Below are 15,881 nucleotides of genomic sequence, written 5' to 3'. Positions count from 1 at the left end.
AGGTTCAAATAACAGAAAAGCGCGATCCAAGACCGCGCTCCCCGAAATTCGTCGGCACACATAACGCCAAGCGGCTTTCGATGCAACCTCCTGCCAGGAAGTTACGCAACCGCTGCCTTCAGCGCCTTGGTCAGATCCGTCTTCTCCCAGGAGAAGGAACCGTCACGGCCCGGCTTGCGGCCAAAGTGACCGTAGGACGACGTTTTGGCATAGATCGGCTTGTTGAGATCGAGGTGTTTGCGGATGCCCGTCGGCGACAGGTCCATGACCTGACGCAGCGCTTCCTCGACCGCAGTTTCCGACACCTTGCCGGTTCCATGCAGATCAACATAGACCGAAAGCGGCTGCGCCACACCGATAGCATAGGAAAGCTGGATCGTGCAGCGGTCAGCAAGCCCGGCGGCCACCACGTTCTTGGCGAGATAGCGCGCGGCATAAGCTGCCGAGCGATCCACCTTGGTCGTATCCTTGCCCGAGAATGCGCCGCCGCCGTGCGGTGCTGCGCCACCGTAAGTGTCCACGATGATCTTGCGGCCCGTCAGCCCGGCATCGCCGTCCGGTCCGCCGATGACGAACTTGCCGGTCGGGTTGATGTACCAGTTGCAATTGGCGGCGATCGGAAGGTCACCGAGCGCTTCCCGGATATAGGGTTCGACAACGGAACGGACCTTTTTCGAATCCCAGCTCGCATCCAAATGCTGCGTGGAAAGAACGATCTGCGTAACCTCGGCGGCCTTGCCGTTCTCGTAGCGCACCGTGACCTGGCTCTTGGCATCGGGACCGAGCTTGCCCGCATCGCCCTCGCCCTTGTGGCGGGCTTCCGAAAGCTTTTCGAGAATCTTGTGCGAATAGTAGATCGGCGCCGGCATGAGATCGGGGGTTTCGCGGCAGGCATAGCCGAACATGATGCCCTGATCGCCCGCACCTTCTTCGCCCTGACGGTCGGCGGCGTTATCCACGCCCTGCGCAATGTCGGCGGATTGCGGATGCAGAAGCACGTCGATTTTTACGGTCTTCCAGTTGAAGCCGTTCTGTTCGTAACCGATTTCACGGATCGCCTTGCGCGCCGCCGAGCGGAAACGCGAAGGATTGATGAGCGGATGCCCGGCAGCATCATGGGCGATGGTGCCGTCCTTATTCTTCTTCAGGAAAGTATCCGGCACGCGCACTTCGCCGGCGATGACCACGCGATTGGTGGTCGCAAGCGTTTCACAGGCAACACGGACAGACCACGGATCGACGCCGGTACGGCGCGCTTCCTTGTAGATCATGTCCACGATTTCATCGGAGATGCGGTCGCAAACCTTGTCCGGATGGCCTTCGGACACAGATTCGCTGGTGAAGAGATAAGAACTGCGCGACACGGGTAACCCCTCTTGAAAATCCAGCGGAAAATATTTCCGCCATGGAAACACAGTAGCGCCCGGAACAGGTTCCAGCGTTCCGGGCACGGTAATGTGTTAGCGAAGTTGGGATTAAACCGTCAATGCATATTCTTGTTGCCACAGCACCGCAGCGCGAAAATTCATTCTGGATGACATTTTCTGCCTGATCCGGCGCCATCAAGCGCAAAGTCCGGCGGGACACGGCTATGTCCCGCGCTCATCATCTTTTTAGGATATGCAATCAGTCGGCGTCCGCAGCGAGCGACTTCACGAGATCGATGATCTTGCGGCGCACTTTCGGATCTGAAATTTTCGTGAAGGCGCGGGTCAGCTGAACACCTTCATTGGAATTCAGGAAATCGACAACGTAGGTCGCTTCATTATCTTCTGCAAAACCGGCCTGGTTCGAGGAACCTGGTGCATCTTCAAAAAAGAAAGAGACCGGGACATTCAGAATTGCCGAGATCGCCTGCAGGCGACTTGCACCGACACGGTTGGTGCCTTTCTCGTATTTCTGGATCTGCTGAAAGGTGATCCCGAGATTTTCGCCCAGTTTTTCCTGACTGAGGCCCAGCATGTTACGACGAAGACGGATGCGGCTGCCGACATGCACGTCAATGGGGTTGGGCTTCTTTTTATTCTCAATCATACAACTGTCACTCCTCGCAGCTGCGAGCTTTCATTCATGCTCTGTTCATCTGAACAGCGATAACAATAAGTGTTGGGAGGTAGTCTGACGATTTTCCGCAAAAACCGTCGCCGCCGAGCCATAACATCGTAACAATATTAGTCTGTCAATGAAAACGCCTGCCGATTGGCAGTCGGAAAGCCACGCTCACCGCGAGTAAGGTTAACAGCGCTACCAGAGATTGTCGCGGACCGGGCGGCGTGCTCCAAAATGGTGCACGAGTTGACGGTAGGTAAGCGTCAATTACCCCGATGGCATCGTGCGGAAGACCGTCAGTGATTCGACCATAGGTATCCACGACCGCTGAAAGACCATTATTGGCAGCGCGAATAAGTGGCAGCCCTTGCTCCACAGCGCGAACCTGTGCCTGCCGGAAATGCTGGTACGGCCCTGGCGTATCGCCATACCACGCGTCATTTGTCACATTGATGATGGCGCTCGCCTTCTGGCCCGAATATCCAAGCTCGTCGGGAAAAATCGCCTCGTAGCAGATCAGCGGCAAAAAGGTTTTGTCATCTTTCACGTTCAGCGCCCGGCGCGCAGTACCGGCGGTAAACCCGCCGGGCATTTCCACCACCTCCTGAAGCCCGAGCCTGCGAAGAAAATTCTCATAAGGCAAGTATTCACCGAAAGGGACCAGATGCACCTTGTCGGCGGCATCGACAATGACGCCCCGGTCATCGATCGTGTAAATCGAATTATAATAGCGCGGCTCGCCGCCACCGGATGCCTTTTCTTCACGAACGGCACCCGTCAGCAGCACCTGACCGTCCTGCAGAACTTCGCCGATCCGCGAAAGAACCTCGGGCGTTGAGGTGAGGATATAAGGAACTGCCGTTTCGGGCCATATGATCACATCGGGCTTCGGCTTGCCTTCGGCGGGCGTTTCCGCCGTCAGGGAAACCAGCTTGTCGAAAATGGACCGGCGTTCGGCATTATCCCACTTCATGGTCTGGGCGATGGATGGCTGCACGATACGAACCGCGAGCGAGGTTTTTTCCTCGCCCAATGCGGGCGCTTGTGAAAGCGTCCACGCACCAAAGCCGACATGGGCAGCGATTAGTATCAGAGCAAATGCAATGCCCGTCCTTGCAAATCGCCCGCCTATCAGCAGGGCCGGTGCGGCAAAGACAAACGCTGCCAATGCGCTCATTCCAGTCAGTCCAAGCACGGTCACCGATTGCATCAGGAGCGGTGTCGGCATGATGGCATAGCCGATGGCGTTCCACGGAAAGCCTGTGAACAGGAAAAGACGCAGCCATTCCGCCAGCGCAAAACCGAATGCAAGCGCGAAAATGCGCCCCAAGCCATCCGACCAGAAGACACGCGCGACCATGGCCGCAAGCGCGTAGAAAAGCGCCAAAAATGCAGGCAGGCCCAGAACCGCAAGCGGCAGAGCCCAGGCGAACTGATCCGCATCGACCAGCAACGCCGCGCCGATCCACCACAGTCCGGACACGAAATAACCGAAACCGAACCACCAGCCGATTATAGCTGCTGGAAACAGGCGTCTGACCGGACCGGCGTTCGCATTGGCGATTGCGCCATCGATCAGCCAGACCAGAATGGGAAAAGAGATGAAGCCCGCCACAAAGATATCAAATGGCGGCTGGGTCAGCGTGGCGAAGGCACCACTCAGAAAAGCGGCCAGCGCACGACGCCAGCCGCTCGACAGAATGATTTTCCCTGCCAGCCTTTCGATCATCCGGCCTCGTTGGAGGCGTCGGTTGTGGTCTCGGCTTGTGCGGGCTGTTCTCCGGGCTTGGTGGATATGACAGCCCGTTGCTGGCGGCGACGGTCAGCCGCGGAAAGCGGAACGATGCGCACCTTCTTCACGCGGCGCGGATCGACTTCCAGCACATGGAATTCGTAACCTGGAATTGCCTGCACCACCTCACCACGAACCGGAATGCGTCCGAGAACCGAGAAGATGAGACCGCCGACCGTGTCGACGTCCTCGCCATGCTCGCCCACCTCGAAAGACGGGCCGATCTTTGCGGCAAGTTCTTCCAGATCGGCGCGCGCATCGACAACGAACACACCATCGGCTTCTTCAGCGATCATGATTTCTTCGTCGTCATGTTCGTCTTCGATATCGCCTACCACCATTTCGACAATGTCTTCCAGCGAAACCAGACCATCGGTCCCGCCATATTCGTCGATGACCAGCGCCATCTGGATGTGGGTCGCCTGCATGCGCGCCATCAATCCGCTCGCCATCATGGATGGCGGCACGAACAGGACCTTGCGCATGAGATTGAGTTCACCGATCGTCTTGGTAAGATCGATGCGGCCCATGTCGAACTTCGCGGCCTTGTCTTCGGCTGTCGCCTTGCTGCGCGTGCTGCTGCGGCGCGCGGTCTTCTGGCGTGCCTGCTTGGTGATATAATTGAGAACATCGCGGATATGGATCATGCCGCGGGGATCGTCCAGCGTCTCGGCATAGACCGGCATACGCGAATGGCCGGATTTTTCGAAAAGCTCCAGCACCTCCCAGAGCGGCGTGGAAATTTCAACGGCCTCGACGTCGGCGCGCGGGATCATCACGTCTTCGACGCGGATTTCACGCAAGCGCAGGATATTGTGCAGCATCGCCTTTTCTTCAGGCGAGAATGCTGAGTCCTGTTCGCTGGCCGTGCTGGAAAGTGCATCGGCCAGATCTTCGCGCAACGAAGAGGATTGGCGCGAGCGCATAAACGGGAAAATATTCGACAGCAGGGAACGCTTCTCGGCCACTACGGGCCGCTGCGTACTTTGCCCTTCGGCGTCTTGGGTCTCGCTGCGGTTTTCGCCAGCGGACGGAGGGTGCGATGTTTGATCAGCCATGGTCAATCGTTGTTAAGGTCGTAATCGGATACAGCATAAGGGTTGGGGATGGCAAGAGCATGAAGGATCTCACGCTCGCGGCCTTCCATCACCTCCGCTTCCGCATCGGTTTCGTGATCGTAACCCAAAAGGTGCAAAAAGCCATGCACGACGAGGTGTGCAAGGTGATTTTCGAGCGGCTTTCCTTCTTCTAGGGCCTCTCGCTCGACGGTTTCCCGCGCAATGATGATGTCGCCTAGCATCGGACCCGGTTGCATCCCGGCCTTCACGGGAAAGGCCGGAAACGACAGCACATTGGTCGGCTTGTCCTTGCCGCGCCATTCGGCATTCAGGGCCTGGATCGAAGCATCGTCGGTGAAGACGACACTGAGTTCGCTTGCCGCGCTGTTCAGTCCAAGATTTGTCCAGGCGGCCTCGACGGACTTCCTGACGAGCCCTTCAAGGGCAGCCTCATCCGGCCAGTTGCCAGCTTCGACCATGATATCGATATGGATCGCGTTATTTGACACGTTCTGCGGCGGCTCTCCATGTGGCTAGCCGCATCATCCTTTCAGTTACAAGAAAGCTGCCTGCCAAAAGGCAGACAGCATCTTTTAAATCGTTATTCCAACAAGCAATTGCAAGATCATTCCGGACGCGCGTGCTGTTTGCCATCGCGATCGTATGCACCGACAATGGCCGCCACAAGCGGATGACGCACGACGTCCTTTTCTGTGAAGCGCACCTTGACGACACCCTCCACATCGTCCAGCACGCGAAGCGCCTCTACCAGCCCTGATTTTTGGCCCGGCGGAAGGTCGATCTGGCTTGGGTCGCCAGTCACGATCATGCGCGATCCTTCACCGAGACGGGTCAGGAACATCTTCATCTGCATGGAAGTCGTGTTCTGTGCCTCGTCAAGAATGACCGCAGAATGCGCCAGCGTGCGCCCGCGCATGAAGGCAAGGGGCGCGATTTCGATCACACCGGCGGTAATGGCACGCTCCACCTTTTCCGCTGGCATCATGTCGTAAAGCGCATCGTAAAGCGGGCGCAGATAGGGATCGACCTTTTCCTTCATATCGCCCGGCAGGAAGCCCAGACGTTCCCCCGCTTCGACAGCGGGACGGGACAGGATGATCCGCTCCACCAGCCCGCGTTCAAGAAGCATGGCAGCATGGGCAACGGCAAGATAGGTCTTGCCGGTGCCAGCAGGGCCGACGCCGAACACCAGTTCCGACCGGTCGAGCGCACGCATATAAGCATCCTGTGTCGGCGTGCGGGCAAAGATCGTCTTCTTGCGTGTGGAAATCTGGGCTGCGGAAAGCTTGCCCTTGTTTTCCATGGTCGGCAAGGTGAGCTGGTCGTCGGCGGCAATAGCCATACGCAACGCACCATCCACATCCGATGGTCCGAGCTCATGCCCCTTCTGCAGCGTTGCATAAAGATGGTCAAGCGCGCGCCGCGCCTGTTCGGTCGCGGTCGGCTCGCCCCGGATCGACAGCTGATTCCCCTTGGAGCGGACATCCACGCCAAGCTTCTGTTCGATACGGGCAAGGTTTTCATCGAACTGACCGTAAAGCGCGCTGGCAAGACGGTTGTTGTCAAAGGTGAGCACGATATGGGCCATATCCGAGGCCCCGGTCGTCGGGCTTTTTTGCGTTTGATTGGTTGGCTTGGCAGACTTCAGCTTTTCCGTAGCGCTCAACCGTATCTCCTTAAAGCACAATCGTGAAAAGTAGGGAACTTTTCAGACCAGACTATGCATGAACGCAAACCGTCCACGCATTGCAATCACAGTCTCGACAGGATTACCGGCAAGCGACTCAATACGCCGAAATTTTCTGCCTCGGCATCATCATGCCTTCAGGCCAGTTTTTGCGCAATAAGGCTGTTGGTCCCTGTAGAGGTGATTTTCACATGAATGATGTCGCCGATCCGGTCCTGATTGTCGTCGATGATGACAGGCAGGAGCCATGGCGAGCGGCCCACCATCTGGCCAGCCTCGCGACCCGGCTTTTCCAGAAGAACATCCATCTCGCGACCGATCATGGAATCCTGGAACGCATATTGCTGTTCCGACAGCAGCGCCTGAAGGCGTTGGAGGCGTTCATCCTTGACCGCTTCCTCCACGTGGCCGTCGAGATCGGCCCCCGGCGTGCCCGGACGCGGCGAATATTTGAACGAATAGGCCTGCGCGTAATTGACCTCCCGCACGAGCCGCATCGTATCCTCGAAATCCTGATCGGTTTCGCCGGGAAAACCGACGATAAAATCGCCCGACAGCGCCATATCCGGGCGCACTTCACGAATACGCTCGATCAGGCGCAGATATTCATCCGCCTTGTGACGGCGGTTCATTGCCTTGAGAATCCGGTCCGAGCCGGACTGCACCGGCAGATGCAGATAGGGCATCAATTGCCGCAGGTCGCGATGGGCGGCAATCAGGCTGTCATCCATGTCACGCGGATGGCTGGTTGTGTAGCGCAAACGCGCAATACCCGGAATGCGCGCCAGACGAAACAGAAGTTCGCCAAGCCCCCATTCGCGGCCATCGTCGCCAGCGCCGTGCCATGCATTGACGTTCTGGCCAAGCAAGGTCAGTTCACGCACGCCGCTATCGGCAAGGCGCTCGGCCTCCGCCACGATCTGCTTCACGCTGCGTGAAACTTCGGAGCCGCGCGTATAGGGAACCACACAGAAAGTGCAGAACTTATCGCAGCCTTCCTGCACGGTCAGGAAGGCAGAAACACCGCGCTTGCGCGTTTCCTCGCGCTTGGGCGACGGCAGATGCTCGAACTTGTCTTCGAGAGCGTATTCCGTCTCAACTACCTTTTCGCCGCCGCGAACCCGCGCAAGCGCATTGGGCAGGCGATGATAGGTCTGCGGCCCGATGACGAGATCGACATTCGGCGCGCGGCGCAGGATTTCCTGTCCCTCGGCCTGCGCGACGCAACCCGCGACGCCAATGGTCAATTCCTTGCCATTCGCTTCACGCGCATCCTTCATCTTCCGCAGACGACCAAGCGCGGAATAGAGCTTTTCCGATGCTTTTTCGCGAATATGACAGGTGTTCAGCAAGACCAGATCGGCATCGTCCGGTGTGTCGGTCGCGACATAGCCTTCCGCGGCAAGGCTGTCGGCCATGCGCTGGCTGTCATAGACATTCATCTGGCAGCCATAGGTCTTTACGAAAACCTTGCGCGCGTTGGGGCGCTCTGCCGTGGGGTCGAGATCGGTAATATTGTCGCTCATGCGCGGCTATCTACAGCTTTTGTCGCCATTTTGGAAGGTGACAATCTGACGGCTGTCACTCTTCGGGAATATCGCGCCCCAGCAAAGCGCTTTGCAAAAGCGCGCGCACCCGGTTTTCCATCGTGCGGGCGAGCGCCTTGCGATCTGTCCCGGCCGTTACGACGACAGGTTCTCCGAAACGCACCTCGACGTCTATCGCCCCCTCCCGCAAGATGCCCTTGAGGTGTGGCATCAGCTCGACATCGCCCGGCCATGAGGCGATCGGGCGGAAATACCGGCCCATCGCCATGCCGTGAACGCCCGTATAGGCAATGGCGACCGGCTGAACGATGACTTCGGGAACGTTCGCTTCCTTGATCGCGGCATGCGCCGCGCCGAAAAGCGCCGTCTTGAACGGCAAGACCCGATTGCCGTCCGATGTCGTGCCTTCGGCAAACAAAACCATTGCGTCGTCGGTTGCCAGACGCCGTGCAATCTCCGACGTTTGCTCACCCGTCTTGCCGCGCCGCTCGCGCTCCACGAAAACGGTGCGCTGCAAGACTGCGAACATGCCAAAGACGGGCCAGTCGCGCACTTCGGATTTGGCGATGAATGACACAGGGCCTACTGCCGAAAGAACAACAATATCGCTCCATGAAGTGTGATTGGCGACGAGGAGAAGGGGGCGACCTTCATGCATCTGGCCGACGGTCCTGATGCGAAAACCGAAAAGGCACGCGACAACCCGATGGAAGAAATTGGGCAGACGGCGTTTCCATCCGTTCTTCATTTTCAGCAACAGATATTGGACCGGTATCAGCGACAAGCTCAGCGCAATCATGGCCGCGACAACCAGAAATATCCTGATCGCGCCGATCATCATGCCCTCTTCAGGTCACGCCGGAGGATGAGCGCTGCCGATCGGCCGTTCGGCGTTTCGTAATAGGCAGGACGCACGCCAACCTTCTGGAAGCCAAGGCGGCGATAGAGCGCCTGCGCGGCGATATTCGCCTCGTCCACCTCCAGAAAAAGCGTTTCGGCCCGTTCCTGATAGAGATGCCGCAGCACGGCATCCATCAGCGCACGCCCGACGCCCTGCCGCAGCACGTCGCGCGCGACGGCGATGGTGAGGATTTCCGCTTCTCCTGCAACCAGACGCGCCAGCACAAAGCCACAGGCATCGTTCGGCTTGCCTTCCGGACGGGCCACAAAGCCGAAAACAGTGCTTTCGCCAATCAGCGACCTGAAATCGTCGGAACTCCAGCCATGAAGGAAAGCGACGGCGTGAATGCGCTGGATAGCATTGCTGTCCTGCGCGTTCAGCGGTTCTACCGAAACCTCCCTGCGACCGAAACGGCCGAACGGCAAGCCCATCATTGACTATTCCCCGGCACTCTTTCGCGGCAAAGCAAACCCGACCTGCGGCTTCGCATCGGGGCCGCGCATGTAAAGCGGCTTCGGCGCATCCCCCGGCTGGCGTAAGCTTGCCAAACGCGCATAGGTGCCGATTTTTGCAGTCGGCTCTACCGGACCTAGCGCGAAAGGGCCGCCAATATCTTCGTTGATTGCGCGAGCGGCGGAACCAGCAAGAACCGTATTTTCCGCCCGAGAAGCGGCAAGGGCCTGAGCTTCCTCACGTGCCAGAACCAGAGGCCCTGCGCTCGGGATCCCTTTTGCATCGAACGATTGCGCATAAATCTCACCGCGATGGGCGTCGAGGAAGACAAGCACCGGTTTTTCCGGGCTCTCGATCCGGGTTTCAGAGGCAAGCGCTTCGAAGGCTGTTATCCCGATGGCCGGCACGCCCAGCGCCAGCGCGAAACCACGTGCCGCCGAGACACCGATACGAACGCCGGTAAACGATCCCGGCCCTATATTGACCGCCACCCGATCCATGTCGGGGAGCGATAGTCTCGCTTCCGTCAAAGCGCGTTCGACATAGGTCATCAATACTTCCGCGTGGCCCTTGCCAATGTTTTCGCTCACATCGGCAAGCACCACATCGCCATCGGAATCATAGACGGCAACAGAACACCACGAAGCGGCAGTATCAAGCGCGAGTATTTTCATGCGCAACCGGGTAAATCAGATTTCGCGCTGCGACAAGCTGTAACTTGGCGGAAGCCGGACCGGCTCCCTTTTTAGCCATTTCTCACGGAACAAAAACTGTCGGAATGCATTTTACCAACGGGTGCGGGAATGTTTTGCGTTGCCTTTAAGGCAACGAAGGCCCTCCGGCGATCGAGCCTTCTAAGGATCTGGCGGGTTCGTTTGGGCCGGAACAGCCGCCCACGATCATGAGCGACACTCTCCCAGTCTCTCTAGCCGGATCGAGCAAAGGATGTGAGGATAAAATGTCCAATAAGTCGATGCATGCAACCCGCAACGATCTTCCTTCCAATACGAAGACGACAATGATCGCCCTGCTCAACGAAAATCTGGCCGCAACAATCGATCTTGCCCTCATCACCAAGCAGGCGCACTGGAATCTCAAAGGACCGCAATTCATCGCCGTGCATGAAATGCTCGACGGGTTCCGCGGCGATCTTGACGAACATGTCGATACGATTGCCGAGCGTGCCGTACAGCTTGGCGGGACAGCCTTTGGTACCACGCAGGTCGTTGCCAAGGAAAGCAAGCTCAAACCTTATCCGACCGACATCTATGCCGTTCACGACCATCTGCTGGCGCTGATCGAGCGTTATGGCGACGTCGCCAACCTGCTGCGCAAGTCGATCAAGGATGCGGATGATGCAGGTGACGACGATACAGCGGATATTTTTACCGCTGCTTCCCGCAGCCTCGACAAGGCGCTGTGGTTCCTCGAAGCTCATGTTCAGGAAAAGAATTGACCCAACGGATATTGGTACAAAGGCCGGGAAATCCCCGGCCTTTGCATGATCAGTTAGCCCATTCGCCGCCGCGCATCACCGGCTCCCGGGTTCCGTCCGCGTTGATACCATCCACGTCAATCTCGCCGGAGCCGATCATCCAGTCGATATGGATAAGGCTCGAATTGCCGCCCTGCGTCTTGATCTGTTCGGGCGTCAGCTTCGCTCCGTCGATAAAGCATTTGGAATAGCATTGGCCGAGCGCGATATGGCTCGCTGCATTTTCGTCGAACAGCGTATTGTAGAACAAAAGCCCGCTCTGCGAGATCGGCGAGGAATGCGGCACCAGCGCCACTTCGCCCAGACGACGCGCGCCCTCGTCCGTATCGAGCACCTTGTTGAGTACTTCTTCGCCGCGGCTGGCCTTCGCCTCCACAATGCGTCCGCCCTCAAAGCGAACTGCAATATTCTCGATCAAGGTGCCTTGATGGGACAAAGGCTTGGTGCTGGTCACATAGCCCTCGACACGCAGGGCGTGGGGCGTCGTAAACACTTCTTCCGTCGGAATGTTCGGATTACAGGTAATGCCGTTTTTCGCCGTGGAAGCGCCGCCGTGCCATTCATGGCCGTCGGCAAGCCCGACGGTCAGATCAGTGTTCGGACCTTTGAAATGCAGGGCGCGATAAGCCTTGCCGTTCAGAAAACGGGTGCGCGTGCGAAGCGCTGCATTATGCGCGGCCCACGCGCCGACAGGATCGTCGACATCGACACGCGAAGCCGCAAAGATCGCATCGGCCAGCTTGCGGGTCGCGATGTCCGCCGGGTCGTTCGCAAACATGAGCTTTGCCCATGCCGGGTTGGGATAGGAGACGATGTTCCAGTTGATGTCGAAACCGGCAATCTTTTCCAGCGCCGGCTGATATGCCTTTGAATTGGCGCGGTTGGCGCGTGAAACCTTGGCCGGATCCTGGTTTGAAAGCAGCATCGGATTATCGGCGGCGATAGCCAGACGGGCAGCACCGTCCGAATAGGCCTTTGCCATGCCTTCATAAAGCCAGCTGGCCGCGCGGTCGAAACTCGCATCCGATGCATTCTCGTACCGGGCGACCGCCATTTCGTCATCCGCGAAGAAGGGCGTTACCAGCCCGGCTCCGGCCTTGTAGGCATGTTTGGCGATAAGGCGAACCAGCGGCAGTGCCACGACCGGCGCGGTGATGACGAGATCCTGCCCCTCGCGCAATTGCAGACCGACACGAACGGCGACTTCCGCGAGACGTTCGAGTTTCACCGGATCGATGACGGGGTTCAGCGGTTCATGAGCCATGGGTGGAAGACCTCTTTGGATAGGGAATCACCGGCAGTTTATCAGACGGCATAATTTCACCACCTTTTTTCCTGCCTTTACGCTATAGTATTCATGCGGTCAGTTGCAGAAGAAAGCAGAAAACGATGAATAAGAAAGTGCTTATCTTACTGGGCGTTACCGGCCTTCTGGCCGGTTGCGTGACGATGACACCCGAACAGCGCCGCGCTGCCGACGAACAGACCTGCCAAGGCTATGGTTTCAAAGCCAGGACGGACGCTTTCGCCAATTGCCTCATGCGGCTCGACCTCGATCGCAGAGCCGACAGGCGCGCCTGGCAGAATCAGGTCGATTTCTACGATGCACCGATGGTGATCTACCGGCCCTAAGACCTTGTGCGAACGGCCACGACTACCAGCCAAAATCAGAACGCCGGTCTGAAGCAAACAGACCGGCGTTCTGATTAATCAAGTGGAAATCAGCTTTTTATAGCGGCGCTTCCGGCCTGTCTTGCGACAGAAGTAGCGCGCCGATGGCGTCAACCTGCTTCTGGCTTGCCGGAGCGTAGCCAAGCGACGTCGGCTGCGGAGCCGTCGTATCGAATTGCGGCTGGTAGGAGGCCATCTGCATATGCTGTTCCTGCTGGGGTGCCGCAACACCGCGATGACGTGCCAGACGGTCGCCGCGCGCCTGCGGACCGACGCCGCTGTTCTGCTCCACGCTCTGAAGCTTGGCAGCCTCCGCGAGCGCCACCTGAACTGTCGGTGCTGCTCCCGGAACCGGACCTGTCTGCGGCAGGGTCACGTCATAGGATGGATCCTGGGGAACGGATGGCGATTGCGGCGAATAGGCGAGTGCAAGATTGTATGGTTCCTGCGGGACCGGATTCTGGAGCGAGCCGTCGCGATTGCGCTTTTCATAGAAGGAATTGCCGCCGGCGACGAGCACATAGTGCATGTTGTTGTAGGGGAACTTCAGGCCCGCCGTGTGGAAGAACATGGCGTTCTTGAGCTTCGGATGACGCTGGCCCTTCAACACTGCATCGGCAGCGGCCTGAACATCAGGCAGCGCCTTGGAATTCATCTTTCGGGTGAGAACGCCGGGCGCAAACTGGTTTTTCTGGCCGACCACACCGCAAATCGTATCAGGATAACGGCCCGATGCGAGACGATTCATGACGACCGTGCCGACAGCGAGAAGCCCGTCTGGACTCGAACGGTTGGATTCGAAGAACATCGCGCGTTCAAGGCATTCCTTGTCACGTGCAGTATAGGTGTAGGTCTTTACGCCATTCACGGATTTGACGTGGCTTGCCGCCGTCTTCTCCGAATTGGCTTTTCCCGAAGTTCCGGTTGTCGTGCAACCGGTCACCACGAAAGGCGCAACCACCAGCCCGATAAGAACGGGCAATTTCCACTTGGCGGCGCGCGTCAATGGCTCAGTCTCATGTTAGGACCCTCAACTGATCCAGTCATGCGTTCAAGGCAGACACATCCGAAACGATGCGCGCGAACGTCTGACTGCGGTGCAAGTCAAAGAGGACGAAGTTTAAAAATCACACGTCCTACTGTCGCTCAATCGACTTCAAGGTTTTGGAATTTTTAGGCCAAAAAAAGGCGAAGGGTCAAATCCCAAGGATGCAGAAGGCGGTCGAACTGCCTTAAATGATTTTCGAATCGCGATGGGGCATATGCCGCCAAACCCTTTGAATATATTAATAATTTCTTAACGTGAATTATGAATTCAGATAAGCTATTGATTTAATGCGATTCAAATTCTCACAATACAAGCCATATCGCTGCCTTAATTCGTTTTTGCTTGAATAGTTTTTTCATTCGCATTCCCGGTGCTTTGAATGATCTGCAAAAAATCTGTTTCGCGTCGGTTCCGTTGATTGGCGTCAACTTTGGAAACAGATGTGTAATATCGCGTGAAAACGCGTGGGTGACGCTGATTTTGGCCCAACCGATGCGAATCGCGTCGCTGCTCTTTCGGCTGATCATGCCGCAAGACGGCCCGCCACGATGAATATGACGAGCCGGGCAAGAACTGTTCTTGAGACTTTGGATGACAGCGCCGATCAACCGAAAGAATAACCGGCGCCGCGAACGGTGCGGATCGGATCAAGGGCTCGACCGACATTGATCGCCTTCCGCAGCCGTCCGACATGCACGTCCACGGTGCGATCGTCCACATAGATGTCGGGGCCCCAGACGCCATCCAGAAGCTGGCTGCGCGAGAAAACACGACCGGGCGACATCATGAAATATTCGAGCAGCCGGAATTCCGTCGGTCCGAGACGGACTTCCTTGTCCTTGCGGTAAACCCGGTGCTGCTGACGGTCCAAAACAAGGTCGCCCACTTTCAGCACATGAGAGAGGATGCTCGGATTGGAGCGGCGCAGCATCGCCTTGACACGCGCTAGAAGTTCAGGCGTTGAAAACGGCTTTACAACATAGTCGTCGGCGCCGACGCTCAGACCGCGGACGCGTTCGCTCTCTTCGCCGCGCGCTGTCAACATGATGATCGGAAGGCGCTCGGTTTCCGGCCATTGGCGCAGGCGGCGGCAAAGCTCGATGCCCGACACGCCCGGCAGCATCCAGTCGAGAATAAGCAGATCCGGCACATTCTCGCGCAGTGCGATTTCGGCCTCATCGCCGCGCAGCATTGTATCGACCTGATAGCCTTCTGCCTCGAGATTGTAGCGAAGCAGAACGCTCAGCGCCTCTTCATCTTCCACCACAGCGATTTTGGGTGCCTGTGACATCCGGTATTTCCCTATCCAAATTCGGCGGGCGGTGGATACAGTCCCCCCAATCGACCGCGTGCCGCCGCGCTATTCATACGTTCTTAACCGCCGGACCTAGCTCCGGCCGGATGCTGTTCAGGGTTTACGCGCCTCATCCACGACAATACCGTGGCTCAGGTCTTCCTTGGGTCGCTCAGCCGGCATTTGCAGGCCGGTCACGATGTAATAAACGGTCTCCGCGATATTGGTCGCGTGATCGCCGATGCGCTCAATGTTCTTCGCGCAGAACAGAAGATGCGTGCAGGCAGAAATATTGCGCGGATCTTCCATCATGTAAGTCAGCAATTCGCGGAACAGCGACGTATACATGGCATCGATTTCGTCATCGCGGTCGCGAACGACATTGATCTGCTGCACCGAACGCGACGCATAAGCATCCAGAACGTCTTTCAACTGCGTCAGCGCCAGTTCGGCCAGCGTTTCCAGACCGCGATAGAGCTTTACCGGCTGGCGCGATTCCGAAACGGCAGCAACACGCTTGGCAATATTCTTGCCCAGATCGCCCACGCGCTCCAGATCGGCGGAGATGCGGATTGAGCCGATAATCTCGCGCAGGTCCACGGCCATGGGCTGGCGCTTGGCGATAATCATCACGGCCTTGTCGTCGATCTCGCGCTCGCTGGCGTCGAGGATGAGATCGTCGGAGATGACGCGCTGTGCGAGCGCGTTGTCCGCATTGACGATTGCGGCGACCGACTGCTCGACCATACGTTCCGCATGTCCGCCCATTTCGGCGATCTTATGGGTGAGAAACTTCAATTCCTCATCGTAGGAGCGAACGGTATGCTGAGACGGCATAGTAGACCTCGTAATATAAATTGCGGGG

General features: G+C 57.6%; 16 protein-coding genes. 2 read left to right on the top strand and 14 right to left on the bottom strand.

Going from position 1 to position 15,881, the window contains the following annotated elements; genetic code table 11:
* Nucleotides 1-101 precede the first annotated feature (101 nt).
* The 10 genes from metK to tsaB all read right to left on the bottom strand — a co-directional run bounded on the left by metK (nucleotide 102) and on the right by tsaB (nucleotide 10,182).
* Entirely contained in the window at nucleotides 102-1,364 is a 1,263-nt protein-coding gene (gene metK, locus F9K78_RS09520) for a methionine adenosyltransferase (protein WP_121981291.1), read from the bottom strand.
* A 262-nt stretch (nucleotides 1,365-1,626) separates the two neighbouring features.
* Nucleotides 1,627-2,034 (bottom strand): helix-turn-helix domain-containing protein, encoded by a 408-nt coding sequence (locus F9K78_RS09515; protein ID WP_006468145.1) that lies wholly within the window; start codon nucleotides 2,032-2,034, stop codon nucleotides 1,627-1,629.
* A 145-nt stretch (nucleotides 2,035-2,179) separates the two neighbouring features.
* Nucleotides 2,180-3,778, bottom strand: coding sequence for an apolipoprotein N-acyltransferase (gene lnt / locus F9K78_RS09510; RefSeq protein WP_121987002.1), 1,599 nt, complete (start codon nucleotides 3,776-3,778; stop codon nucleotides 2,180-2,182).
* A complete protein-coding gene (locus F9K78_RS09505; RefSeq protein WP_121987003.1) occupies nucleotides 3,775-4,899 on the bottom strand; it encodes a hemolysin family protein in 1,125 nt (374 codons plus the stop codon). The genes lnt and F9K78_RS09505 overlap by 4 nt, the downstream gene beginning before the upstream one ends.
* 2 nt (nucleotides 4,900-4,901) lie before the next feature.
* A complete protein-coding gene (ybeY, locus tag F9K78_RS09500) occupies nucleotides 4,902-5,408 on the bottom strand; it encodes an rRNA maturation RNase YbeY (protein WP_121987004.1) in 507 nt (168 codons plus the stop codon).
* Between the two features lie 116 nt (nucleotides 5,409-5,524).
* A complete protein-coding gene (locus F9K78_RS09495; RefSeq protein ID WP_174813449.1) occupies nucleotides 5,525-6,586 on the bottom strand; it encodes a PhoH family protein in 1,062 nt (353 codons plus the stop codon).
* 158 nt (nucleotides 6,587-6,744) lie between these two features.
* A complete protein-coding gene (gene miaB / locus F9K78_RS09490) occupies nucleotides 6,745-8,133 on the bottom strand; it encodes a tRNA (N6-isopentenyl adenosine(37)-C2)-methylthiotransferase MiaB (protein ID WP_121987006.1) in 1,389 nt (462 codons plus the stop codon).
* A gap of 55 nt (nucleotides 8,134-8,188) precedes the next feature.
* Nucleotides 8,189-8,992 (bottom strand): lyso-ornithine lipid O-acyltransferase, encoded by an 804-nt coding sequence (gene olsA, locus F9K78_RS09485; protein ID WP_121987046.1) that lies wholly within the window; start codon nucleotides 8,990-8,992, stop codon nucleotides 8,189-8,191.
* A complete protein-coding gene (gene rimI, locus F9K78_RS09480; protein ID WP_121987007.1) occupies nucleotides 8,992-9,489 on the bottom strand; it encodes a ribosomal protein S18-alanine N-acetyltransferase in 498 nt (165 codons plus the stop codon). Before rimI ends, olsA begins: the two co-directional genes overlap by 1 nt.
* Nucleotides 9,490-9,492: 3 nt before the next feature.
* Nucleotides 9,493-10,182, bottom strand: coding sequence for a tRNA (adenosine(37)-N6)-threonylcarbamoyltransferase complex dimerization subunit type 1 TsaB (gene tsaB, locus F9K78_RS09475; RefSeq protein ID WP_121987008.1), 690 nt, complete (start codon nucleotides 10,180-10,182; stop codon nucleotides 9,493-9,495).
* 284 nt (nucleotides 10,183-10,466) lie between these two features.
* Here tsaB and dps point away from each other — a divergent pair, with 284 nt between their 5' ends.
* Nucleotides 10,467-10,964, top strand: coding sequence for a DNA starvation/stationary phase protection protein Dps (gene dps, locus F9K78_RS09470; protein ID WP_121987009.1), 498 nt, complete (start codon nucleotides 10,467-10,469; stop codon nucleotides 10,962-10,964).
* Between the two features lie 49 nt (nucleotides 10,965-11,013).
* Here the strand turns inward: dps and F9K78_RS09465 are convergent, their stop codons facing one another.
* The gene (locus F9K78_RS09465; RefSeq protein WP_121987010.1) at nucleotides 11,014-12,267 is read right to left on the bottom strand and encodes an aminopeptidase; all 1,254 of its coding nucleotides are present in this window, start codon (nucleotides 12,265-12,267) and stop codon (nucleotides 11,014-11,016) included.
* A gap of 125 nt (nucleotides 12,268-12,392) precedes the next feature.
* Here F9K78_RS09465 and F9K78_RS09460 point away from each other — a divergent pair, with 125 nt between their 5' ends.
* The gene (locus F9K78_RS09460; protein ID WP_121987011.1) at nucleotides 12,393-12,635 is read left to right on the top strand and encodes a hypothetical protein; all 243 of its coding nucleotides are present in this window, start codon (nucleotides 12,393-12,395) and stop codon (nucleotides 12,633-12,635) included.
* A gap of 97 nt (nucleotides 12,636-12,732) precedes the next feature.
* On the opposite strand, the gene F9K78_RS09455 is transcribed toward F9K78_RS09460, so the two are convergent.
* The 3 genes from F9K78_RS09455 to phoU form a co-directional block, all read right to left on the bottom strand.
* A complete protein-coding gene (locus F9K78_RS09455) occupies nucleotides 12,733-13,680 on the bottom strand; it encodes a cell wall hydrolase (protein WP_121987012.1) in 948 nt (315 codons plus the stop codon).
* 646 nt (nucleotides 13,681-14,326) lie between these two features.
* Nucleotides 14,327-15,013, bottom strand: coding sequence for a phosphate regulon transcriptional regulator PhoB (phoB, locus tag F9K78_RS09450; RefSeq protein WP_121981277.1), 687 nt, complete (start codon nucleotides 15,011-15,013; stop codon nucleotides 14,327-14,329).
* Between the two features lie 117 nt (nucleotides 15,014-15,130).
* Complete coding sequence (phoU, locus tag F9K78_RS09445; RefSeq protein WP_006468129.1) at nucleotides 15,131-15,853, bottom strand: phosphate signaling complex protein PhoU; 723 nt, start codon at nucleotides 15,851-15,853, stop codon at nucleotides 15,131-15,133.
* Nucleotides 15,854-15,881: the final 28 nt, after the last annotated feature.

The organism is Brucella pseudintermedia, from assembly GCF_008932435.1.
Taxonomy (GTDB): domain Bacteria; phylum Pseudomonadota; class Alphaproteobacteria; order Rhizobiales; family Rhizobiaceae; genus Brucella; species Brucella pseudintermedia.
This window is presented reverse-complemented; position numbering and strand designations above follow the sequence as displayed.

Excerpts from the sequence above, each read along its gene's own strand:
- F9K78_RS09515 (WP_006468145.1), bottom strand. The coding sequence starts at position 2,034 with ATGATTGAGAATAAAAAGAAGCCCAACCCCATTGACGTGCATGTCGGC.
- lnt (WP_121987002.1), bottom strand. The coding sequence starts at position 3,778 with ATGATCGAAAGGCTGGCAGGGAAAATCATTCTGTCGAGCGGCTGGCGT.
- F9K78_RS09505 (WP_121987003.1), bottom strand. The coding sequence starts at position 4,899 with ATGGCTGATCAAACATCGCACCCTCCGTCCGCTGGCGAAAACCGCAGC.
- miaB (WP_121987006.1), bottom strand. The coding sequence starts at position 8,133 with ATGAGCGACAATATTACCGATCTCGACCCCACGGCAGAGCGCCCCAAC.
- olsA (WP_121987046.1), bottom strand. The coding sequence starts at position 8,992 with ATGATCGGCGCGATCAGGATATTTCTGGTTGTCGCGGCCATGATTGCG.
- rimI (WP_121987007.1), bottom strand. The coding sequence starts at position 9,489 with ATGATGGGCTTGCCGTTCGGCCGTTTCGGTCGCAGGGAGGTTTCGGTA.
- tsaB (WP_121987008.1), bottom strand. The coding sequence starts at position 10,182 with ATGAAAATACTCGCGCTTGATACTGCCGCTTCGTGGTGTTCTGTTGCC.
- dps (WP_121987009.1), top strand. The coding sequence starts at position 10,467 with ATGTCCAATAAGTCGATGCATGCAACCCGCAACGATCTTCCTTCCAAT.
- F9K78_RS09465 (WP_121987010.1), bottom strand. The coding sequence starts at position 12,267 with ATGGCTCATGAACCGCTGAACCCCGTCATCGATCCGGTGAAACTCGAA.
- F9K78_RS09460 (WP_121987011.1), top strand. The coding sequence starts at position 12,393 with ATGAATAAGAAAGTGCTTATCTTACTGGGCGTTACCGGCCTTCTGGCC.
- phoB (WP_121981277.1), bottom strand. The coding sequence starts at position 15,013 with ATGTCACAGGCACCCAAAATCGCTGTGGTGGAAGATGAAGAGGCGCTG.
- phoU (WP_006468129.1), bottom strand. The coding sequence starts at position 15,853 with ATGCCGTCTCAGCATACCGTTCGCTCCTACGATGAGGAATTGAAGTTT.